Origin of the sequence: Nostoc sp. LPT (assembly GCF_017115165.1) — a bacterium.
Classification (GTDB): Bacteria; Cyanobacteriota; Cyanobacteriia; order Cyanobacteriales; family Nostocaceae; genus Nostoc.
This window is the reverse complement of record NZ_JABXKF010000032.1, coordinates 26,789-48,695: the sequence shown is the minus strand read 5'-3', so window position 1 is coordinate 48,695 and position 21,907 is coordinate 26,789. Positions and strand designations below refer to the sequence as shown.

General features: G+C 42.4%; 16 protein-coding genes. 13 read left to right on the top strand and 3 right to left on the bottom strand.

Annotation, left to right across the window (positions count from 1 at the left end):
• The first annotated feature begins 10 nt into the window (after positions 1-10).
• Positions 11-544, top strand: coding sequence for a ComEA family DNA-binding protein (locus HWQ58_RS07005; RefSeq protein WP_292859563.1), 534 nt, complete (start codon positions 11-13; stop codon positions 542-544).
• Positions 545-629: 85 nt separating this feature from the next.
• Here the strand turns inward: HWQ58_RS07005 and lepB are convergent, their stop codons facing one another.
• Entirely contained in the window at positions 630-1,202 is a 573-nt protein-coding gene (lepB, locus tag HWQ58_RS07000; RefSeq protein WP_292859561.1) for a signal peptidase I, read from the bottom strand.
• Between the two features lie 1,613 nt (positions 1,203-2,815).
• Between lepB and HWQ58_RS06995 the strand changes: the two genes are divergently transcribed.
• Together HWQ58_RS06995 and HWQ58_RS06990 are read left to right on the top strand one after the other, a co-directional pair.
• Complete coding sequence (locus tag HWQ58_RS06995; RefSeq protein ID WP_292859559.1) at positions 2,816-3,724, top strand: polysaccharide deacetylase family protein; 909 nt, start codon at positions 2,816-2,818, stop codon at positions 3,722-3,724.
• 169 nt (positions 3,725-3,893) lie between these two features.
• Complete coding sequence (locus HWQ58_RS06990) at positions 3,894-4,202, top strand: PPC domain-containing protein (protein ID WP_366837541.1); 309 nt, start codon at positions 3,894-3,896, stop codon at positions 4,200-4,202.
• 336 nt (positions 4,203-4,538) lie between these two features.
• Here the strand turns inward: HWQ58_RS06990 and gltB are convergent, their stop codons facing one another.
• A complete protein-coding gene (gene gltB, locus HWQ58_RS06985) occupies positions 4,539-9,353 on the bottom strand; it encodes a glutamate synthase large subunit (protein WP_292859557.1) in 4,815 nt (1,604 codons plus the stop codon).
• A gap of 791 nt (positions 9,354-10,144) precedes the next feature.
• Between gltB and HWQ58_RS06980 the strand changes: the two genes are divergently transcribed.
• The 9 genes from HWQ58_RS06980 (at position 10,145) to HWQ58_RS06940 (ending at position 19,848) form a co-directional block, all read left to right on the top strand.
• Positions 10,145-12,190 (top strand): phosphodiester glycosidase family protein, encoded by a 2,046-nt coding sequence (locus tag HWQ58_RS06980; RefSeq protein ID WP_292859554.1) that lies wholly within the window; start codon positions 10,145-10,147, stop codon positions 12,188-12,190.
• Between the two features lie 307 nt (positions 12,191-12,497).
• Positions 12,498-12,917, top strand: a complete 420-nt coding sequence (locus HWQ58_RS06975) for a cupin domain-containing protein (RefSeq protein WP_292859551.1) — start codon at positions 12,498-12,500, stop codon at positions 12,915-12,917.
• 250 nt (positions 12,918-13,167) lie between these two features.
• A complete protein-coding gene (locus tag HWQ58_RS06970; protein ID WP_292859935.1) occupies positions 13,168-13,491 on the top strand; it encodes an iron-sulfur cluster assembly accessory protein in 324 nt (107 codons plus the stop codon).
• 132 nt (positions 13,492-13,623) lie between these two features.
• Positions 13,624-14,007, top strand: coding sequence for a 30S ribosomal protein S12 (rpsL, locus tag HWQ58_RS06965; RefSeq protein WP_012410236.1), 384 nt, complete (start codon positions 13,624-13,626; stop codon positions 14,005-14,007).
• A 547-nt stretch (positions 14,008-14,554) separates the two neighbouring features.
• A complete protein-coding gene (gene rpsG, locus HWQ58_RS06960; protein WP_069070112.1) occupies positions 14,555-15,025 on the top strand; it encodes a 30S ribosomal protein S7 in 471 nt (156 codons plus the stop codon).
• A 138-nt stretch (positions 15,026-15,163) separates the two neighbouring features.
• Entirely contained in the window at positions 15,164-17,242 is a 2,079-nt protein-coding gene (fusA, locus tag HWQ58_RS06955) for an elongation factor G (protein WP_292859548.1), read from the top strand.
• Between the two features lie 23 nt (positions 17,243-17,265).
• The gene (gene tuf, locus HWQ58_RS06950; RefSeq protein ID WP_099099763.1) at positions 17,266-18,495 is read left to right on the top strand and encodes an elongation factor Tu; all 1,230 of its coding nucleotides are present in this window, start codon (positions 17,266-17,268) and stop codon (positions 18,493-18,495) included.
• Between the two features lie 183 nt (positions 18,496-18,678).
• Positions 18,679-18,996, top strand: coding sequence for a 30S ribosomal protein S10 (gene rpsJ, locus HWQ58_RS06945; RefSeq protein WP_292859545.1), 318 nt, complete (start codon positions 18,679-18,681; stop codon positions 18,994-18,996).
• A 204-nt stretch (positions 18,997-19,200) separates the two neighbouring features.
• Positions 19,201-19,848, top strand: a complete 648-nt coding sequence (locus HWQ58_RS06940) for an LON peptidase substrate-binding domain-containing protein (protein WP_292859542.1) — start codon at positions 19,201-19,203, stop codon at positions 19,846-19,848.
• Positions 19,849-19,975: 127 nt separating this feature from the next.
• On the opposite strand, the gene pheA is transcribed toward HWQ58_RS06940, so the two are convergent.
• Complete coding sequence (gene pheA / locus HWQ58_RS06935) at positions 19,976-20,851, bottom strand: prephenate dehydratase (protein WP_292859539.1); 876 nt, start codon at positions 20,849-20,851, stop codon at positions 19,976-19,978.
• Positions 20,852-21,304: 453 nt separating this feature from the next.
• On the opposite strand from pheA, the gene HWQ58_RS06930 reads away from it, so the two are divergent.
• Positions 21,305-21,892: a DUF1997 domain-containing protein gene (locus HWQ58_RS06930; RefSeq protein WP_292859536.1), complete on the top strand. Its 588-nt coding sequence runs from the start codon at positions 21,305-21,307 to the stop codon at positions 21,890-21,892.
• Positions 21,893-21,907: the final 15 nt, after the last annotated feature.

Genomic DNA, 21,907 nt, shown 5'->3' with positions numbered 1-21,907 from the left:
AGCGACAATCATGAATAACTGGCTACCTTTAAATTCCAGACTGCAAAAACTCCGCGCCAAGCTCCTCAACGATCCCTACTATCGCCTACAATCTGGGGAAGAAATTCAGATAGCGGCTCAATTAGGTATCCGCATTGATGCTAATCAAGCCACTGTAGATGATTGGTTACGCCTACCAGGTTTGTCAATTCACCAAGCGCGATCGCTTGTGGAACTTTCACATTCGGGTGTGAAATTTTACTGTATTGAAGATATCGCTGCGGCTTTGGGTATACCAGCGCCGCGCCTAGAACCATTAAAGCCTTTGCTGAATTTTATTTACTATGACCACGAATCTTTAGAAAATCCTACCTATTTAGTCAACCCAAATACAGCAACCGTTGAAAAATTAGCACAAATTCCATTTATAGATTTGTCTTTGGCGGAAACAGTAGTGCAAAATCGGCAATCAGCCGGGCCTTACCGTAACCTGGCTGATTTCCAACGGCGGTTAGAGTTAACTGGTGATGCGATCGCTCAGATGATGTATTATTTGAGGTTTTAAATTAAAAGTTAGAAGTTTTAAAATAACTTCTAACTCTGGAAATTTGGAATTTTGGATGGAAAGAAAATCTAAAATCCAAAATTGATTAAATGAACCCAATGCGATCAAGAGGCCAAAAGCGAAACGTTGCTCGACCGATGACATTTTTTCTGGGTAAAAAGCCCCAATAGCGAGAATCATTACTATCGTTGCGATTATCTCCCATAACGAAAAATTTGTCTTCTGGGACTTTTACTGGTAGATATGGCTGATTTGGAGGTTCAGCGATGTAGTCTTCTGCCAAGGGTTGACCGTTGAGGTAGACTTTGCCAGAAGCAACACTAATTACCTCACCCGGCTGGCCAATAACTCGCTTGATGAACGCTTGGTCTTTGGGATATCCTCGACGTTGTAATTCTGCGGGTGGCTGAAAAACAATAATATCTCCAGTTATGGGAGGGTGAAAATGGTAGGAGATTTTTTCAACTACCAAGCGATCGCCAGTATGTAAGGTTGGTAACATTGAGTCAGAAGGTATATAGCGCGGTTCGGCGATAAAAGTCCTGATTAAGAATGCCAAACCTAGTGCGATCGCAATTAAAATCAGATTTTCTTGCCAACTACGCCATACTTTTAACGACGCACGCTCTTCTTTTGCATCACTTTCGTGAGGAATCATAAAAGTTTCTAGCCAGTTTCAGAAGTGAGACAAATACCTTGATTATTTTGACTCAAAAGGTATATTAATAGGAAAACAGGGTTTAGGGTCAACCTATACAGACATTAAATAATACACTTATCCATTTACCAAAGATGAGCAGAAGTGCTGTAAATAAACTATGACTTGTCTAAGATAATATAAGCTAATAATTAGGATTGCTAAATAGATAATTAAAAATAAAAATTCTAATTGCTGTAATTATAAGGCAAGTTATGAGATAATCGTAAGTTTTGTCTCTTTCTGCAAAAGAAGCTAGTTACAGACTGCTAGAGGGATACAACCAGTAGGTTTTTTCTTTAAACAGAAAATTGGTCGTAGAGTCGCAAAATAGTCTACCCCATGTTTGACAGTATCTACCTCACTTTACTGAAAAAAGGCAGAGGGTAGTTTTGCTGGAGGTCAAGTTGCAAGAAAATATATTTTGGTCTGTATTATTAAGTGATATTACATAAAATTAGTCAAAATGTAAATATATTTTTAAATGCAGAAATATAGTTGAATAAGGGTTTTTAGTAAAAAATACTACTTTTCAATATTAAATATAGACTTTAATGCTTCAATGGATAGATGTCATCCTATTCTCATTTTAATCACTTGCCTATATATACGAAATTAATTTCCGTAATTACACGGTGACAGTGCATATTAAACTGTACTATTAATTAAGATATAAACATACTTAATTATCGAGAAAAACATTCACAGACAGAAAGCTACTAGCTAGCAATTTCGGCTAAAGTATCAGCATCCGAAAGAGAAGTAAGCTGCTGATAGAATTATTTTTGCTGAATCAGTCAAAGATGACTAGATTTAAAGAATAAATGCCCCTTGGCAATGAGAAACTATATTGAATCAATTTTCGTCTGGTCTATTTCATAGAAAGTACAAGGTAACATTCTGTTAGTTGAAAATTTAACTTTTTCTTAAAAAAGAAATAATGGCAACAGGCAGTAAAATATATCCTATCAAGAATAGAACTAATAGTTTACCAGACTCTTTTTTTAAAGACAACCCGCCCTTGTAAGTAGTTTTGTATGTTAATCAAACAATTCACTTAAGTTATAAATTATACAGTTTTACTGTCAGAAAGTCTGGCTAAAAAAAACTTCAGTCTGCTAAAAGTGCAAATTGTCGGTATGACAGCTTAGTTGATCTTATTTGAAAATCTATAAAACTTCAAAGGATAATGCTGCCTTAACGGTGAACTGAAAAACAGCAACTAATTCATAACTCCTATTTAAGAGGATTTTGGGGTGTGGTTAATTATCTGATTGTGTTCCTCTCCTTCTTAGAGCTAGCGGTAATAATGTGGAAGGGCAGAGCTTACCTTTTATGACTAGGTTGAAATTAAACAGTACCAAGTATTGTATATTCAACGCTGTCCAAATCTAGAGCATATAGATTTCAGTTAAAGCAATATAGTCTGTCTTATCAATTCTGAATTCTCGTTAGTACCAATACCAATTTTCATGATTACCAGAAAGCAGCTGGTATCTAAATATCTAATAAAAATGTGCTATAACGTACCGTCATAACCGTGGTGATGGTTCGATCTTTGAAGGAGCTTTGAGGTGGAAAACAATAAGTCGTTTCTGTGGCCAGAAGGAATATTAATTGCGCTACTTGCTTTAGGTGGTGTTTTTAGTCTTGCTTTTATGATGCTTCTAAGACCAAATGCTTCAGAGGCTCAGAGTAGACCAAGTATAAATATTAAGGATGTATCTGCAAACGTAGGAACTCAGCAGCGCATTGAGAAATTAAAGGCGACGATGCTTACAAGTTGGCAGCAAGAAGCACAAACAAAGGGTATAGCCTACCCTATACCATCACGTTTTCAAGGGGAAATCATTAAGGCTGCAAAGCTTACTCAGGGTGAGAAAGTGATTGCTCTCACCTTTGATGATGGCCCTTGGCCTCAGACAACAGAGCAAGTGCTAAGTATTCTGAAATCAAATAATATCAAAGGGACGTTTTTTGTAGTCGGGCAGAATCTAAAAAATTATCCAGAGTTAGGAAAGCAGATTGTCGCTCAAGGTCACGTCATTGCCAACCATACTTGGCATCACTGGTATCACTTCTTTAATCAACAAGCAGCTGCTTTTGAAATTGAGCGCACAACAGACTTAATTTATCAAGTTACAGGTGTCAAAACAAATCTGTTCCGACCGCCTGGTGGCATGCTACACAATGGATTAGCTGGTTATGCTAAAGGACAAAAGTATGCTGTGGTGATGTGGTCGGCTGATTCCACAGACTACAAGTTACCAACTGTACCAAAGTTGATCAATAACGTGATTAAAGATTCTAAACCTGGTGGGATTGTGTTAATGCATGATGGTGGTGGTAATCGTTCCAGAACTGTGCAAGCTTTACCAGAAATTATTAGCAACTTTAAAAAGCAAGGCTATCGCTTTGTGACTATTCCAGAACTTTTAGAAATCGAAGATACAGACCAAAAGTTGCTTGCTAACAAAAAGTAATAATTATTAATTATAGGTAATTTGTCAATACTAACTTGAACACTGAAGTTTCAGTCAGATATACTTGACCAATTAGCTCTTAGTATTATCGCTAAAATTAGATTTTTATTGAAAATGAATAAGAGATGCTTCAGCTTGAGTTGTTAAGCTTCAGGCTTGACGGCTAAATATATGTGAGTTTGGTAGCAACATTTCCAGATCCCAAAATGATTTTGTTGGCAGCAGCGATCAATTCGATTACTACAAATTTAGTGTCAGCGAAGGCGGAAATTATAGAGTGCGAATTGACAATCTAGCAGCAGATGCCGATCTCACACTGTATAATAGCAATCAAGTTTTCCTTGGTTCTTCCGTTAATAGTGGGACTACATCGGATGCGATTACTAGTAACTTAACTCCAGACACTTACTATGCAAGGGTTGCGTCCTTCCTCAATACTAACAATACCAATTACACTGTGACAGTAGAGCCTGTGTAAAAGTAGAGTCTGTTTTTTGAAAAGATGTAACCGTTACACTCCTCCCTACCTCTCAACAATAAATCAAGCTTTTCGTCGATTTTGCTGGGGGGTTTAAGAATAAAGTTTATATTCTTAAACAATTATGCTTATACCTCAAGGGTGTTTCCCTTGGGGTATTTTGCTTGTTAGGGTGCAATATATTATTCGGGTTACGAGAACCATTGTCATAGAAAACCAGATTTAGCGTTGTTAGATAAATAATACAAAAGTTTTTTGACGCCAAAACCCTTGTTTTATCGAAAGGCAGGCCGGAAAGCCTGCCTCACAAGATTGAATTTATTTGTTGTCAGTCTCTTAATGACTGCTTACTAAACTGAACTCAGTTGTTTTTTCAGGATTGGCTTCTGGACTATCAGCTTCAGAAGGCGGAACTAACTGCCAGAATTTCGGCAAAAATTCTTGCCAATTTTGCAGAATTTTCTTTGCCTTTGGTGAACCAGTGCGTTCTGCATGAGTTTGGATTAATTCTTGCAGTTGCTTTGCACCTACTTCGGTAATCACCCGCTGAATTTTGACAATTTCTGGGTTGACTAACTCACGAAATAAGTCGTCTTCATCCAAGAAGTATGCCAGTCCACCAGTCATTCCCGCTGCTACGTTACGTCCTACTTTGCCAAGGACAACAATCACACCACCTGTCATGTATTCACAGCAGTGATCCCCAGCGCCTTCAATCACTGCAATGCCTTTGGAGTTTCTCACAGCAAAGCGCTCTCCTGCTAATCCGTTGGCAAATAATATGCCACCAGTAGCACCATAGAGGCAGGTATTGCCAACTATCACGTTTTGTGATGCGTTATAGGTAGCATCAGTTGGAGGTTTAATGATGATTTCACCACCATGCATCCCTTTACCTACATAGTCGTTTGCTTCTCCTTCTAGGCTCAGAATTATGCCTGGGAGGTTGAAAGCACCAAAGCTTTGTCCAACACTACCTGTAAAGTTGAGATTAATTTGTCCTTCAAAGCCACTGTCACCGTACTGGGAAGCGATCGCTCCCGCTAATCTTGTGCCTACTGTTCTGTCAGTATTGATAATTGGGTAAGTCTTGGTGACAGTAGACTGATTTCTAATAGCAGTCTGAATTTCGGCATCGGCAAGGAACTTGTCATCCAAAACCACGCCATTGCTGTGAACTTCTTCATGCACCAACCAGCTACGATTGTCTCTGCTATTTGGTAGCTGAAGTAAACAGTCCAGATTTAGCGATCGCGTTTTGGTGAGTTTTGCCTCTTGGCGCAGTTTTAACAAATCTGCACGTCCAATGATTTCTGATAAAGAACGGTAGCCAAGTCGGGCTAACAAACTACGCACTTCTTCAGCGATGAAATAGAAGAAGTTGACAACTTGTTCTGGTATTCCTGTAAACCGCTTACGGAGTTCTTCTTTCTGAGTAGCAACACCTACAGGGCAGGTATTCATGTGGCAAACTCGCGCCATGATACAGCCTTCAGCAATCATGGCGATGGAGCCGAAACCAAATTCTTCACCGCCCATCAATGCACCTATTACCACATCCCAGCCACTCTTGAGTCCGCCATCTACCCGCAAAATCACGCGATCGCGCAAACTATTTTCCATCAAAACGCGATGCACTTCACTTAAACCGAGTTCCCACGGCGAACCAGCGTGCTTAATCGAACTAAGTGGTGATGCCCCTGTACCACCATCATGACCAGAAATCTGGATGATATCAGCGTTTGCTTTGGCTACACCAGCAGCGATCGTACCAATGCCAACTTCTGCAACTAGCTTCACCGACACCTTTGCTTTCGGATTTATTTGGTGCAGATCAAAAATCAGTTGTGCTAGGTCTTCAATCGAATAAATATCGTGGTGCGGTGGTGGTGATATCAGCGTTACACCTGGCTTGGAGCGCCTTAACATCGCAATGTATTGGCTTACTTTGGGCCCTGGCAGTTGTCCACCTTCCCCAGGCTTGGCACCTTGGGCAATTTTGATTTCAATTTGTTTGGCGTTAACTAGGTACTCTGGCGTCACACCAAAGCGTCCCGATGCAACTTGCTTAATGGCACTATAAGCTCGATCGCCATTCTGCAATCCTTTTAAATGAGGTAGGGTTGGCGAGTAACCAGACTCATCCACATCATCTAGAACTGTGTAGCGCACTGGATCTTCGCCACCTTCTCCAGAATTTGATTTCCCGCCAATGCGATTCATAGCGATTGCTAAAGTTTCATGGGCTTCTCTTGACAAAGCACCCAAAGACATGCCACCTGTGCAGAAGCGCTTGACAATTTCAGTTACCGACTCTACTTCTTCTAGAGAAATTGGGCTGCGATCGCCTTGGAAGTCTAGCAAGTCCCGCAAGGCTGTTACTGGTCTGCCTTGGAGGTGCTTTTTGTAAACTTCGTAGTGGTCGTAGTTTTTGCCATCTAGAGCTTTATGCAACGCCTTAACCATTTCTGGGCTATTCATGTGGTACTCGCCGTTAGGACGGTATTGCACAAAGCCCAGGTTTTCTAACTTATTGGTCGTCAGTTCTGGGAAAGCTTTGCTGTGGAAGGAAAGTACTTCATCAGCGAGTTCGGTAACACTCAAACCACCGATGCGGGAAGTCGTACCACGAAATCCCAGTTCGATTAAATCTCCACCAATGCCAATCGCTTCAAAGATTTGGGCTGCTTGATAGCTGGAGAGCAGAGAAATTCCCATCTTGGAGAGAATTTTGAGCAAACCTGACTCTACTGCTTTGCGATAATTTCCTAAAGCTTGTTCTAGGGTGAGGGTGGGAATTTTTTGTACCCCCATTAACTTTTGAGTTTTGGGATCAGACCACCAATCACGCACCGTATCTAAAGCCATATACGGACAAACTGCACCAGCACCGTAGCCAATCAGACAAGCAAAGTGATGGGTACTCCAGCATTGAGCAGTATTCACAATCAGGGATGTTTTCATTCGCAACCCCTCACGAATCAGATGGTGATGTACAGCGCCCACTGCTAACAGGGGGGGAATGTAGGTGTATTCCGTGCTGATACCTGCATCAAGAGAGCTTGAGGGGATCTGGTCGCTTAATATTAAAATCTTTGCACCTGCGCGGACTGATTCAGCTGCTTGTACTTGTAAAGATTGGACTGCGGACTTTAATCCTTCTGGGCCGGTGGCGATCGCAAACAGGGTTGACAACTCAGCCGTCGCAAATCCTGACAGCTTAATCGCCTCTAATTCACCATCCGTTAACACTGGCGATTCGAGTTTCAATCTCCGAGCATATTCTGCCTTGGGTTCTAATAAGTTACCCCGTTCACCCAGTTCAACTTTCAGAGACATTACTAGCTTTTCCCGCAGGGGATCGATCGCCGGGTTTGTCACCTGAGCAAAGCGCTGTTTGAAATAGTCATAAAGCAGGTGTGGCTTTTGTGATAGCACCGCTAAGGGAATATCATCACCCATGCAGAAAGTCGGCTCAGAACCTGCGATCGCCATTGGATGAATCACCATTTCCACATCTTCTGTGGTGTACCCAAAGGCAGTTTGACGCTGAAGTAAGGTTTGCTTGTCAATAGTCAATTGTCCTTGGTCAATAGTCAATTGTCCTTTGCCATTGCCATTTGCTAATGACGGATGACTAATGACCCCTTCAGGGTTCGCCAATCGCTCATGGGGGAGACCCCCAGACGCTCGATGACTCGCTAACGCTGCGCTATCGCCCTTGGCGTCTCCCCTTGGGAGAAGACCGCGTTGGCTCACCAATGACTTTAATTCTTGACGGTGCTGTTGCAGCCATTCTCCATAAGGGTGCTGCTTGGCGATGCGCCCCTTTATATCCCAATTCTTCAGCACTTCATGATTTTCTAAATCTACGGCGATCATTTGCCCTGGGCCGAGTCTACCTTTCTCGACAATATCGGCTTCTGGGAAGTCCACCACACCAGCTTCCGAAGCTACAACAATGTAATCATCTTTGGTGATCGCGTAACGAGCTGGTCTTAAACCATTACGATCTAGAGTTGCACCAACTTTTTTGCCATCGCTGAATACTAAAAGTGCTGGCCCGTCCCACGCTTCTTGCAAACCACTGTAATATTCGTAGAAATCAACAATTTCTGGAAATTTATGTAAAGAAGGCTGATTTTGGTAAGCCTCTGGAACCATAATCATTAAAGCCTCCAAGGGGCTGCGTCCAGAGCACACCAGTAATTCCACTACGTTGTCTAGGGTGGCTGAGTCACTGTTATCAATATGAACTAATGGCTTGAGTTCCTCGATGCGATCACCCCATACAGGATGATTCAGACTAGCTTCTCGTGCCATCATCCAGTTGATGTTACCCAATAAGGTATTGATTTCACCGTTGTGACCCAAAAGCCGCATCGGTTGGGCTAGGGGCCACTTGGGCATGGTATTGGTACTAAAGCGGCGGTGATAAACAGCAAAGGCGCTTTTGTAAGCTGGATTTTTTAAATCGTCGTAAAAGCTGCCCAAGACAGCGGAACGCACCATACCTTTATAGACAATTGTGCGACTTGACAACGAACAGATATAAAATTCTTCTGAGATGTTAGTTGCAGCTTTACTAATTCGGCGGCGGGTAATGTACAATTGGCGTTCCAATTCATCGCCGCTTTTGTCAACAGAAGCTAACAAAACTTGTTCAATCTGGGGTTGATTTTCTCTTGCTTGTACCCCCAACAAATCAGGTTGCACTGGCACTACTCGCCAACCCAATACAATTAATTTCTCTTCAGCAGCTACTTGCTCAACAGTCACCCTAGCTTTTTGTGCAGCTTGCTGTTCTTGTGGGAGAAATATCATCCCCACAGCTATATTATTGGTGGATGGAAATTCCTTCCCCCTTTGGGCAAAGTCTTGTTGGAACAACTCCCAAGGGATTGCTGTCAATACTCCAGCACCATCACCAGAGTCGCGATCAGCGCTACAACCTCCCCGATGTTCTAAGCAGGTTAAAGCAGCTAAGGCTTTTTCGACAATTTTGTGGCTGGTATGATTCTGGCGATGAACAATAAAACCTACACCACAGGCATCTCGTTCCTCTACTAACCACTTTTGCCCCTGATAGGTATCTCTTGAGTTGATATCCGCTGTGATTTCCTGGTCTTGATTCATCGGTTTATTATTCATACCCTGTTCCTGAAGTATTGAGTTACTAATTTTGCCACTACATTATTGTGGGAAAAAATTTCTAAATTCAGCGATGGAAAAATATATAAGCACCGAAATTTAGGGAAAAAAAATTTTAACTTCGGTTTTACTTTATCAGTTCCCCGTGTTAAAATGATTGCGTGTTTTTTATGTGTTTATGCGGTGTTAGACAAGTTACCTCCGCCAAGACATTATTTTTGCCCTGACAGTTTCTTTTTTATATTTTGAAGTTAAGTATTTTCTCAATCCCTTTTTTCCAGATGCACACTAGCTACTTACCGAGCCTATTTTTTTTGGCTCACCTAAAACAAAACTAAAACTAAACGCTGTACTATGTTCTAAAGCCAAAATCATCCCGATTCAGCAATAAAATCAGCGTATTACAATATATACCCATTTGACAATTCCCAAATATTTTTGTTGTCTATAATTTTGCCGCTTCCCAGTTGCCGCATGTATTACTATGAACTAGACATTACTGAAATAATCATATTAGCAACCTTCAGCTAGGATTAAATATCTTAATCCAGTTTTGATAACCAAAACTACCGTATATGGTGTGGTTAAAATTAGTGGGAGTTAAAACACTTGATTGCAGTGGCTTTAGCGTCTAAATAAATTAATCTGTGTTTAAAAGAGATAAATAGCCAACATATAGACTAACATATTTATTCAAAAATAAAGTCATGCTTTCTTTATATTTCCAAATAATTAGTTAGTTTATACCTGGGGTGATAGTTTTCAAAAGTACTTAGTAAATTATGGTAAAAATGCCGAATTGTTGCCAATCAGGGATTCGCGATGGCTCCGTCAACACCAAGGGCGAACGCAAATTTTTTCTGGCTACTGTGTCACCAATACTTTTGACAGTACTGTGCTTAATTACTACCTATCCTCTCAACGCCCAGGAGTCCCTAAAAACCACCAAATCAACACCCAAGTTAATCTCACAGTTACCTACACCTCTTTTAACAGGCACGGCATTTTCTGGTAATCAAATTTCCCTCAATGGTCGTACTCTACCAGGAACTTGGTTGCAGCAACCTGGAAAATCTGGTCAGGTGACAACTCATCTCAATGATGGGGCATTCAGGCAATTAATTGGAGTAAATTTCTTAAACAGTAGTAATTCAGCGAGGCAACCAATACAGTGGTTTTCGCCGATAACAACGCCACAAGTTTTAGCCGCTAGGCTAATAGGGGCATATCGCTATCTGGATATCACTAATTTTGCTCAAACATCAGGATGGCAAATCCAAGCTAATGGCAACACCTTGGAAATTGCTACCCCAAAAGCACAAGTCACAAATATTGTTCAGAGTCAGGAACCTCCAGAAGCAAGTGCCCCTTTGCAACAGACTCGAATTCTTGTCAATTTAGATCGTTCAACTCCCTGGCAAGTTGCACAAGGGTCAGCGATCGCCAAACTGCAAACTCCCTCTTCCGATCCAGATACGCCAACTCCCAAATCCACTGTACCGCCAAATAGACAGTGGACAATTACCCTGGATGGAATAGCTGACCCTGTTTTGATAGAACGCTATACCCCCCAGCCACCAGCAGCACCACCAACATTGCTGCCAAACCTGCTCAAACAATTATCACCAGCGACACCAACACAACCAATACTACCAGCCCCTGAACCACTGATTCAAAAAGTGGAGGTGATGAAAAACCAAACGATTATTAGTCTAAGCGTTCCCTTTGGTCTATCGCCTCAAGTTAGTACTGTCGCTAACCCCAATCGCCTGATTATCGATATTCGACCCGATCCTTTAGAAGAGCGGGATATTACTTGGGCCCCAGGATTGCGCTGGCGACAGCATTATGTCAACTTAGGCACAGAACGCTTTCCTGTGGTCTGGTTAGAAGTTAATCCCCGCAAATTTGGGCTAATTTTGAAACCTATGTGGGCTAGTCCTGATGGACTTGCAGGTACTGCTCCCTTAATTCAAACAGCACAACGTTACTTAGCAGTAGCTGGAATTAATGGTGGTTATTTTAACCGTAATAACAGATTGCCATTGGGTGCAATTCGTCGGGATAGTCAGTGGTTATCAGGCCCAATTCTTAACCGGGGTGCGATCGCTTGGAATGATTCAGGCCAATTTTACTTCGGTCGTCTCACCTTGGAAGAAACTTTAATTACAGCAAATGACCAGCGCCTACCAATTCTGTTTCTCAACAGTGGCTACATTCAAAGTGGCATTGCTCGTTACACCTCAGCTTGGGGATCAACTTACACACCCCTAACAGATAACGAAATTATCTTAGTGGTACAAAAAAACCAAATTACCAATCAGTTACCAGGCGGCAAAGTTGGTGAGACAGCAGTTCCAATTCCCCAAGATGGCTACCTGCTAACTTTACGCGCTAACGCTGCTAGTGCTGCCTCACAACTACCTATTGGAAGCGCAGTAAGTATTTCCAGCGCCACTACTCCAGCTGATTTTAGTCGTTATCCCTACATTATCGGTGCTGGGCCGCTATTAGTCCAAAATCGTCAAATTGTCCTTGATGCCAAAGGCGAAAAATTTAGTAATGCCTTTATTGCCGAAAAGGCTATTCGTAGCGGTATTTGCACAACAGAAACAGGCACAGTGATGATTACTGCCACACATAATCGTGCCGGCGGTTATGGCCCTAATTTGGCAGAACACGCCCAATTGATGCAACTCATGGGCTGTGTGGATGCCCTAAATTTGGACGGCGGTAGTTCTACCAGCCTTTATTTAGGAGGGCAACTACTCGATCGCTCGCCCAGTACCGCTGCTCGTGTTCATAACGGAATTGGTATTTTCCTGCAACCACGATAATCAGGGAATGGGGAATAGGGAATAAGGAATAAGGAATTCTCTTAATCACCAATGCCCCATGCCCTATGACCAATCCCCAATCCCTAGTCATTTTTTAAAGTTTAGAACAAGCTGTCATTTAGCTTGATGAAGACTTGGTGTAGACATCAGAGTTTTAGTAGTGATGGTTTACACCATAAGGTTTGATTTTGCTATGTTTATCAAAGTGCGACAAAATTGCTGATTTTTAAGGTTGCAAGATAGCGCCAGATTTTTTATCAATAATTAAGAGTACCAACGGTTTGTTATGTCTTCAAATGAGGTAACTATGGCTCGATATCAAGAAACTACACAGACTGAAACTCTACACCTCCCTCCAAACATAACTTCTAGGGGCTCTGCTGCAACTGAATTACGTCCTTGGGGTGCTTTTACAGTTTTGGAAGAAGGGCGCGGATACAAAATTAAGCGCATCGAAGTTAAGCCAGGACACCGCCTCAGTCTACAAATGCACCATCACCGCAGCGAACATTGGATTGTCGTCTCTGGTACAGCTAGAGTAGTTTGTGGTGAGAAAGAAGTCTTACTGAGTAATAATGAGTCAACCTATGTACCTCAATGTACATCTCATCGTTTAGAGAATCCTGGCGTGATCCCCTTGGTGTTGATTGAAGTCCAAAATGGCGAATATTTAGGAGAAGATGATATTATCCGCTACCAAGATGACTATGCCCGTACCAAAGATTAAAACCAAAAGAATGCTATTAAAGCTTTAATCTCAAAGCTGAATACATTTTTATGTAAACCGTCTTTGTAAACGAACTATTGCACCCCAGAAGTCCCTACCTTGTTAAGGTGGGGACTGAAGCATGTTAGTGTTATAAATGTAGTAATAGTGATCGTGCTCATGCCTTTGATGATTTGGAATTTTGCACAAGCAAGGGTCAACCTATCTGTAAAATGGAAGATGGGGTATTCAATTGCAAAAAACGAGTTCCATGATTCATCTGAGTCAAGCAGCCGTAAGTGAGATTGGGCGAATAAAGTCCAAGCAGCAAAATGTCTTATTTCGATTGGCAGTAAAACCAGGTGGTTGTTCTGGATTCTTTTATGATATGTCCTTTGATGAAGCAATAAAAGTCGGCGACCAGGTTTTCGAGTTGGATGAGATTCAAGTAGTCATTGATGCCACAAGCTTAAATTACCTTAAAGGTTTGAGGGTGGATTATTCAGAAGACTTAATGGGTGGTGGTTTTCGCTTCCACAATCCTCAGGCGATCGCTACCTGTGGCTGTGGCAATTCCTTCTCCTTGAGTCATTAGTGATTGAACATTAGTCAAAAAACAGATGTTCAATCACTAAGCAAAAATAACAATTGACATAAGACCGAAAAAAAAGATATAATCAGGATTTGTTAAAACTTAGACCATAAGCAGCTTTACGCGCTGTAACTCATGCCAACAATACAGCAGCTAATCCGAAATGAGCGCGAACAAGCGCGTCAGAAAACCAAGTCCCCAGCTCTGAAACAATGCCCCCAACGTCGGGGAGTTTGTACCAGAGTATACACGACCACACCAAAAAAGCCTAACTCAGCCCTACGCAAAGTAGCAAGAGTTAGACTTACCTCTGGATTTGAAGTCACAGCTTACATTCCAGGCATTGGTCACAACTTACAAGAACACTCAGTTGTGATGATTCGTGGCGGTCGGGTTAAGGATCTACCAGGCGTGAGATACCACATTATCCGTGGCACCCTAGATACAGCCGGAGTCAAAGACCGCAAGCAAGGCCGTTCCAAGTATGGAACCAAGCGTCCTAAAGAAGCAAAAAAATAGGATTAGGCGATTAATCGCATTTAACACGATTAATCGTCTACCTTGAAAGCGCTGAAGGGTAAAAGAAGGAGCGCCGTCTTTGTTCTAACAGTAGTTATGAAGACCGCCAAAGTCTGTTTCAAGAAATCAAGCAAGCTTACATCTACACTAAGCGAGCAAGTGTAGAAGTTCTGAGGAGGAAAATACTGTAATCTACAGCTAATTTCTCATCTGAACATTAAAGTTTATAATCTTGTCGCCTTGAGTATTTCGTTGCAGGTAGCAAGTCAAACAATTTTAGATTCTTAGATTTGCGATTTTGGATTGGTCGATCCCACAAGGGAATTAGGCTTACAGACTTTTGATTTGTTCAGATCCTTGGGATCGGAATATATACCGAAAACTTTTAATCCAAAATCCAAAATCAAGAATTGGCATTCAATTAAGTCAGTCTTGCTGCAACGGTCGAAAAAAATAGAGGAAGTCTGAGGGTTGGGTTCTACCGCTTTTAGTTTCCGGTGTCTGATAGCATATAATTTCGTTGCCAATTCCGAATTAAAGGTGAAGTATGTCTCGTCGTGGTGTTATTCAAAGGCGCCCAGTTCCGTCTGACTCTGTATATAACAGTCGCCTTGTGAGCATGATTATCAGACGGATCATGCGTCATGGCAAAAAATCACTTGCCGCACGCATTGTTTATGATGCATTAAAAACTATTGAAGAACGCACTGGTGCTGGTGCGTTGGAAACCTTTGAAAGAGCAGTGCGAAATGCCACGCCTTTAGTAGAAGTAAAAGCTCGGCGAGTTGGTGGAGCAACCTACCAAGTACCAATGGAAGTGCGTACAGAACGGGGCACTACCCTAGCACTGCGTTGGTTAGTGCAATATTCCCGGTCTAGACCAGGCCGGACAATGGCAAGCAAATTGGCAAATGAGTTAATGGATGCTGCCAACGAAACAGGCAATGCCATTCGCAAACGTGAAGAGACGCACCGGATGGCGGAAGCTAACAAAGCATTCGCACATTATCGTTACTAAGTAAAAAAGCGATATATCGCCTTGCCGAAGCGCTATATCGTGGATTTACAAAAAAAAGACGGTTTTCCGTAAAAGTATAGAATCTTAACAAAGAGTAATATACAAGATATCATGAGGCAAAAACTATAGGAGGTAGCTGTGGCACGCACGATCCCGCTAGAGAAAGTACGCAACATTGGTATTGCGGCGCATATAGATGCGGGCAAAACAACAACAACAGAGAGAATATTATTTTACTCTGGAATAATTCATAAAATTGGCGAAGTTCATGAAGGAACTGCCGTCACAGACTGGATGGAGCAGGAGCGGGAGCGGGGAATTACCATTACTGCTGCTGCGATCAGTACCAGTTGGAAAGATCATCAAATTAACATTATCGATACTCCGGGTCACGTAGACTTCACAATTGAAGTTGAGCGTTCCATGCGCGTGTTAGATGGTGTAATCGCAGTATTTTGTTCTGTGGGCGGCGTGCAACCGCAGTCTGAGACAGTGTGGCGGCAAGCAGAACGCTACAAAGTTCCTCGGATAGCCTTTATCAACAAGATGGATCGCACCGGAGCGAACTTTTATAAAGTTCACGACCAAATCCGCGATCGCCTGCGGGCGAATGCGATCGCCATTCAACTACCAATCGGTAGTGAAAACGACTTCCAAGGTATCGTTGATTTAGTACGGATGCGTGCGTATATTTACGCAAATGATCAAGGAACTGATATCCAAGAAACCGATATCCCGGAAGCATTGCAAGCGCAGGTAGACGAATTCCGCACTAAGCTAATAGAAGCCGCGGCAGAAACAGATGATGCTCTGATGACTAAGTACTTCGAGGGCGAAGAACTTACAGAACAGGAAGTTCGGACTGCCCTGCGTAAAGGCACAATTGCGGGGACAATTGTACCAGTACTTTGCGGTTCGGCATTCAAAAACAAAGGTGTACAGTTAATGCTGGATGCCGTTGTCGATTACCTGCCAGCGCCAAGTGAAGTACCGCCAATTCAAGGCTTACTGCCCAATGGCGATACTGTTGAGCGGCGGGCTGATGACAACGAACCCTTAGCAGCCCTGGCATTCAAGATTATGGCTGACCCTTACGGTCGCCTGACATTTGTTCGTGTTTATTCTGGTGTCCTGAAAAAGGGCAGCTACGTTCTCAACGCTAGTAAGAATAAAAAAGAACGGATTTCCCGCTTAGTTTTAATGAAGGCAGACGATCGGCAAGATGTCGATGAACTGCGAGCAGGTGATTTGGGAGCAGCTTTGGGATTGAAAGACACCTTGACAGGTGACACGCTCTGTGATGATGGATCGCCAGTAATTCTGGAATCCCTATTCATTCCTGAGCCTGTGATCTCGGTGGCGGTTGAACCCAAAACCAAGAACGACATGGACAAGCTGTCCAAAGCTCTGCAATCTCTCTCAGAAGAAGATCCCACCTTCCGCGTCCGCGTCGATCCGGAAACAAACCAAACCGTAATCGCGGGGATGGGAGAGCTACACCTAGAAATTCTAGTAGACCGGATGTTACGAGAATTCAAGGTGGAAGCGAATGTAGGTGCGCCGCAAGTAGCTTACCGAGAAACAATTCGGAAAGCTGTAAGCAAAATTGAGGGCAAATTTATCCGCCAAAGTGGTGGTAAAGGCCAATACGGTCACGTTGTGATCAATTTGGAGCCTGGAGACCCAGGTACTGGCTTTGAATTCGTTTCCAAAATTGCTGGTGGTTCAGTACCTAAAGAGTACGTTGGCCCCGCAGAACAAGGAATGAAAGAAAGCTGCGAATCCGGTGTTCTAGCTGGATATCCGTTGATTGACGTCAAAGCGACGCTAATTGATGGGTCATACCACGATGTAGACTCTTCGGAAATGGCTTTCAAAATCGCTGGTTCAATGGCGATGAAAGAGGCTGTGCTAAAAGCTTCACCCGTCCTCTTAGAGCCTATGATGAAAGTTGAGGTTGAAGTTCCTGAAGACTATATCGGGAACGTCATTGGCGACCTCATTGCTCGCCGAGGGCAAATTGAAAGCCAAAGCACCGAACAGGGACTTGCTAAGGTCGCATCCAAAGTTCCACTGGCGACCATGTTTGGCTACGCCACTGATATCCGGTCAAAGACACAAGGTCGGGGTATCTTCACGATGGAGTTCAGCCACTACGAAGAGGTGCCTCGCAGCGTAGCTGAAACTATCATTGCAAAAAGCAAAGGGAACGCTTAGTTAAAATAAGGAAATGAGCATTCATGGCACGCGCAAAGTTTGAAAGGAATAAACCCCACATTAATATCGGTACAGTTGGTCACGTTGACCACGGTAAAACTACCTTGACAGCAGCCATCACCATGACCTTGGCAGCTATGGGTCAGGCTGTAGCTAAGGGCTACGACCAAATTGATAATGCTCCAGAAGAAAAGGCACGGGGTATTACCATCAATACTGCTCACGTAGAGTATGAAACTGCAAGTCGGCACTATGCTCACGTAGACTGTCCAGGACACGCTGACTATGTGAAGAACATGATCACCGGTGCTGCACAGATGGACGGAGGTATCCTCGTAGTTGCTGCTACCGATGGTCCTATGCCGCAAACCCGCGAACACATTCTGTTGGCAAAACAGGTTGGCGTTCCTAGTCTGGTTGTCTTCTTGAACAAAGAAGACTTGATGGATGACCCAGAACTCTTGGAACTAGTGGAACTAGAACTAAGAGAACTGTTAAGCAGCTATGATTTCCCTGGCGATGATATCCCTATTATCAAAGGCTCTGGTCTGCAAGCTCTGGAAGCAATGACCAAGAATCCCAAGACCCAACGAGGAGAAAATCCTTGGGTAGACAAAATCTATGAACTGATGGATGCTGTAGATTCTTACATTCCCACACCTGAGCGGGATGTTGATAAACCCTTCCTGATGGCTGTAGAAGACGTGTTCTCAATCACAGGTCGTGGTACTGTAGCCACTGGTCGGATTGAACGCGGTGTAGTCAAAGTTGGCGATAACGTTGAACTAGTAGGTATCAGAGATACTCGCGCTACTACTGTAACTGGGATTGAAATGTTCAAGAAGAGTCTTGAGCAAGGTATGGCTGGAGATAACGCTGGCGTACTACTCCGGGGTATCCAGAAGGCTGATATTGAACGGGGTATGGTAATTGCCAAACCAGGTTCAATTAAACCTCATAATGAATTTGAAGGTGAAGTGTACGTCCTAACAGAAAAAGAAGGTGGTCGTAAGACTCCATTTTTCGCTGGCTACCGTCCCCAGTTCTACGTGCGGACAACCGATGTAACTGGTACTATCAAAGCCTATACTTCCGATGAAGGCAAAGAAGTAGAAATGGTGATGCCAGGCGATCGCATCAAGATGACAGTAGAATTGATCAACGCGATCGCGATTGAACAAGGAATGCGCTTCGCTATCCGCGAAGGTGGTCGCACCATCGGTGCTGGTGTCGTCTCCAAAATTATCAAGTAGCACCTTTTTGCTCATAACAAAGGAGCAGAGATGGTATGTATTTTGCCTCTCTGCTCCTTTCTCTTCCCTCTATAAATAAGGTAATAGGTTACAGGAGACAGGTGATAGTTTTCTGTAACCTTTACCCTGTAACCTTTAACCTGTAAATACTCCCCTAATTACGCAGAACCTGGAAAATTAAAGATGACAACTCTACAGCAGCAGAAGATTAGAATTCGCTTACAAGCTTTTGACAGGCGGTTATTAGATACATCTTGCGAGAAGATTGTAGACACGGCTAACCGCACCAACGCTACAGCTATAGGCCCAATTCCTTTACCAACAAAACGCCGGATCTATTGTGTGCTGCGATCGCCCCACGTAGATAAAGATTCACGGGAGCACTTTGAAACCCGTACTCATCGCCGGATTATTGACATTTACCAGCCCTCTTCTAAAACTATTGATGCCCTAATGAAATTGGATCTACCATCGGGTGTAGATATTGAAGTCAAACTTTAATTTAGTCATTAGTCATTGGTCATTTGTCATTAGCAAAGGACAAGGACAAAAGATAAATGACATTAGTATGAATTTTTACACAGCCCTGAAGAAATATATCTCAGGGCTTTTATTTAGCTAGGAAACAAATGATAGAATGTAGATAAAGTACGGGAAAAGCAGAGAAAAAGAAATTTTAAAGATTAAGTTTATCCCAAAGCAACAATGACATCATCTTCTAAAATTGCAGTTCGCGAACTACCTCTGTTCCCGTTACCCGAAGTAGTTCTGTTTCCTACCAGGCCATTACCCCTGCACATATTTGAATTTCGCTACCGAATCATGATGAACACGATTTTGGAGAGCGATCGCAGGTTCGGTGTTTTAATGTTCGATCCAGTCAAAGGTACAATTGCAAACACTGGTTGCTGTGCCGAAATCATTCATCACCAACGGCTGCCAGACGATCGGATCAAAATGATGACTTTAGGGCAGCAAAGATTTCGTGTATTAGAGTATGTTCGTGAAAAGCCATATCGCGTTGGCTTAGTTGAGTGGATTGAAGACCAACCACCTACTAAGGATTTGCGACCTTTATCAACTGAAGTAGACCAACTACTGCGAGATGTTGTGCGTCTGTCAGCCAAATTAACCGAACAAAACATTGAATTACCAGAAGATTTGCCCGATCTACCAACAGAGTTATCTTATTGGGTAGCCAGTAATCTTTATGGTGTCGCCGCAGAGCAGCAATTATTGTTAGAAATGCAAGATACTGTAACTCGTCTAGAGCGGGAAGCAGAAATTTTAACTTCTACTCGGAATCACTTGGCAGCTCGCGCTGTTCTCAAAGATACATTTAGTCAAAAGTGAGGAGTTAGGAGAGACGCGATTAATCGCGTCTGTACTGAGTTAGGAGTTAGAAAGAAATAACAAAAAATAAAAGATTGACAAATTATAATTTATAGTCTCTAACTAATAACAGATAATTCCTAACTTCTTAAGTAACGCCGCTGATCGGTAAAACATTGTAAGCGCCAAGAATTTTTAAAATCTCTGTGTGGATAGTTAATTCGGCTAAAGCAGATTGCATTTGTGCTTCCTTCGCATCTGCTTCTAAATCCATGAAAAACAAGTATTCGCCTAGCGATCGCTTTGTCGGACGAGATTCAATGCGGCTGAGGTTAATCCCTAGTTGAGCAAATATTTGCAAAGGTTTGACCAATGCTCCGGGTGTGTTGGCAGGCATACTAAAAGCCAGCGATGTGTGGCTGGCGCGTGTTGTTGATGCTTGATATCCAACTTCCGCTTCACCCTGACTTACTACCCAAAAACGAGTAAAGTTTTCTGGGTTGTCGTTGATGCCACTAGCAAGTATGGGCAGGTTGTAGAGTTGAGCTGCTCTACTAGAAGCGATCGCTGCTGTTGTTGTCTCTTGTTCCAATCGCTGTAGTGCTTCGGTTGTAGAATTGCTGGGAATAATCTGTACAGTCGGGAGAAACCGCTCTAACCATCCCTGACATTGTGCCAAAGCTTGCGGGTGAGAGTAAACAGTTTTAATTTTATCTAAATTAGATGCGCAGGAAATTAACGTATGGGCAATGGGTAATACCAAAGCCAACTGAATACGCAAACTGTCCAACTGCCATAGTGTATCCATTGTTGTAGTCACACTCCCTTCAATAGAATTTTCTACTGGCACAACAGCCAAGTGAGCTTGACCATTAGCAACGGCGTGCAGTGATTGAGGGATAGTGGGATAGGGGCATAATATAGCTTCAGTTCCCGTACTTTTGCTCAACCAGTTGACATAAAAAACAGCTGCTTGTTCTGTGTAAGTGCCGGGAGGCCCTAAATGTGTGATCGATAAAGTCATGCTTTTAGCCTTGAGTTGCGAGTTTAATGCGTAAACAGAGATTATGATATTTTGGTTTGGCAAATATATCCAACATCTACTCTTACTAAACACTGTTATCTCTAAAATTTACGCACTAAACGGATAGAACGAAATATGTATCCAAGAAAATCAGTCTTCTAGCAGATACATTTCCTAGGAGTTTTTTTTGCTAAATCCCTCTGAAGATTCAAGAGCAATTATATTGGTTTCTAACCAAACAAATAAGCATATTATTGATTTTTTGTCAATACTTAAATCCTAATCTATATTTATTGAACTAAAGATAGAATGAGCGTACCAACTTTTTGCTAATGATGTATACCTGATAAGCAACAATCGTTTTTATAGTCAATAAATTTTGTACTTTTCTAATAATCAGAACTAAGTTGTTAAAAAATATTAAAATTAAGAAACAGATATTTTTATCAGCTCATGGCTACCCGGTTTACTGCCTCCCAATCGGTTGAAATCGCTGTTCCAGAGCAGCCTATTCCCATTCAGCACTACTTGCGTCAGCCTCAACGTCTGGTTAAGGCTTTGGTTGACAATAGCCGGATTCAGCAACTTTCTGAGGAAGTATTTCGCTTGAAAATGCGTCCGCTGACTTTTATGTCATTGAGTATTCAACCTACTGTAGACATGAGAGTCTGGGCAGAATCAAATGGAATAATTTATTTGCGATCGCTAAACTGCGAAATTTTAGGTTTCGAGTATATTAACCAGCGCTTTGCTCTCAATTTAAAAGGGTATTTGTCTCCGAAAGAGTTTAGCACTGGCACTCGCCTGCAAGGAAAAGCTGATTTAGAAGTGCTGGTGGATTTCCCACCGCCATTTTCCTTCACTCCTAAGCCGATTTTAGAAGCTACTGGTAATGGTTTGCTTAAAAGCGTCCTGTTATCGGTCAAGCAAAGGTTATTAAATCAACTTTTGACTGATTATCGCTATTGGGTGATATCACAAACTAAAGATAGAGGACTTGACAGTGATAGTACTGAATTACCAATCCTGAATGCTGAGTAATTTTTTAACAAACAG

Excerpts from the sequence above, each read along its gene's own strand:
- gltB (WP_292859557.1), bottom strand. The coding sequence starts at position 9,353 with ATGAATAATAAACCGATGAATCAAGACCAGGAAATCACAGCGGATATC.
- HWQ58_RS06980 (WP_292859554.1), top strand. The coding sequence starts at position 10,145 with ATGCCGAATTGTTGCCAATCAGGGATTCGCGATGGCTCCGTCAACACC.
- pheA (WP_292859539.1), bottom strand. The coding sequence starts at position 20,851 with ATGACTTTATCGATCACACATTTAGGGCCTCCCGGCACTTACACAGAA.
- HWQ58_RS06930 (WP_292859536.1), top strand. The coding sequence starts at position 21,305 with ATGGCTACCCGGTTTACTGCCTCCCAATCGGTTGAAATCGCTGTTCCA.
- HWQ58_RS06970 (WP_292859935.1), top strand. The coding sequence starts at position 13,168 with ATGATTCATCTGAGTCAAGCAGCCGTAAGTGAGATTGGGCGAATAAAG.
- HWQ58_RS06940 (WP_292859542.1), top strand. The coding sequence starts at position 19,201 with ATGACATCATCTTCTAAAATTGCAGTTCGCGAACTACCTCTGTTCCCG.
- lepB (WP_292859561.1), bottom strand. The coding sequence starts at position 1,202 with ATGATTCCTCACGAAAGTGATGCAAAAGAAGAGCGTGCGTCGTTAAAA.
- HWQ58_RS07005 (WP_292859563.1), top strand. The coding sequence starts at position 11 with ATGAATAACTGGCTACCTTTAAATTCCAGACTGCAAAAACTCCGCGCC.
- rpsJ (WP_292859545.1), top strand. The coding sequence starts at position 18,679 with ATGACAACTCTACAGCAGCAGAAGATTAGAATTCGCTTACAAGCTTTT.
- rpsL (WP_012410236.1), top strand. The coding sequence starts at position 13,624 with ATGCCAACAATACAGCAGCTAATCCGAAATGAGCGCGAACAAGCGCGT.
- HWQ58_RS06975 (WP_292859551.1), top strand. The coding sequence starts at position 12,498 with ATGGCTCGATATCAAGAAACTACACAGACTGAAACTCTACACCTCCCT.
- tuf (WP_099099763.1), top strand. The coding sequence starts at position 17,266 with ATGGCACGCGCAAAGTTTGAAAGGAATAAACCCCACATTAATATCGGT.
- rpsG (WP_069070112.1), top strand. The coding sequence starts at position 14,555 with ATGTCTCGTCGTGGTGTTATTCAAAGGCGCCCAGTTCCGTCTGACTCT.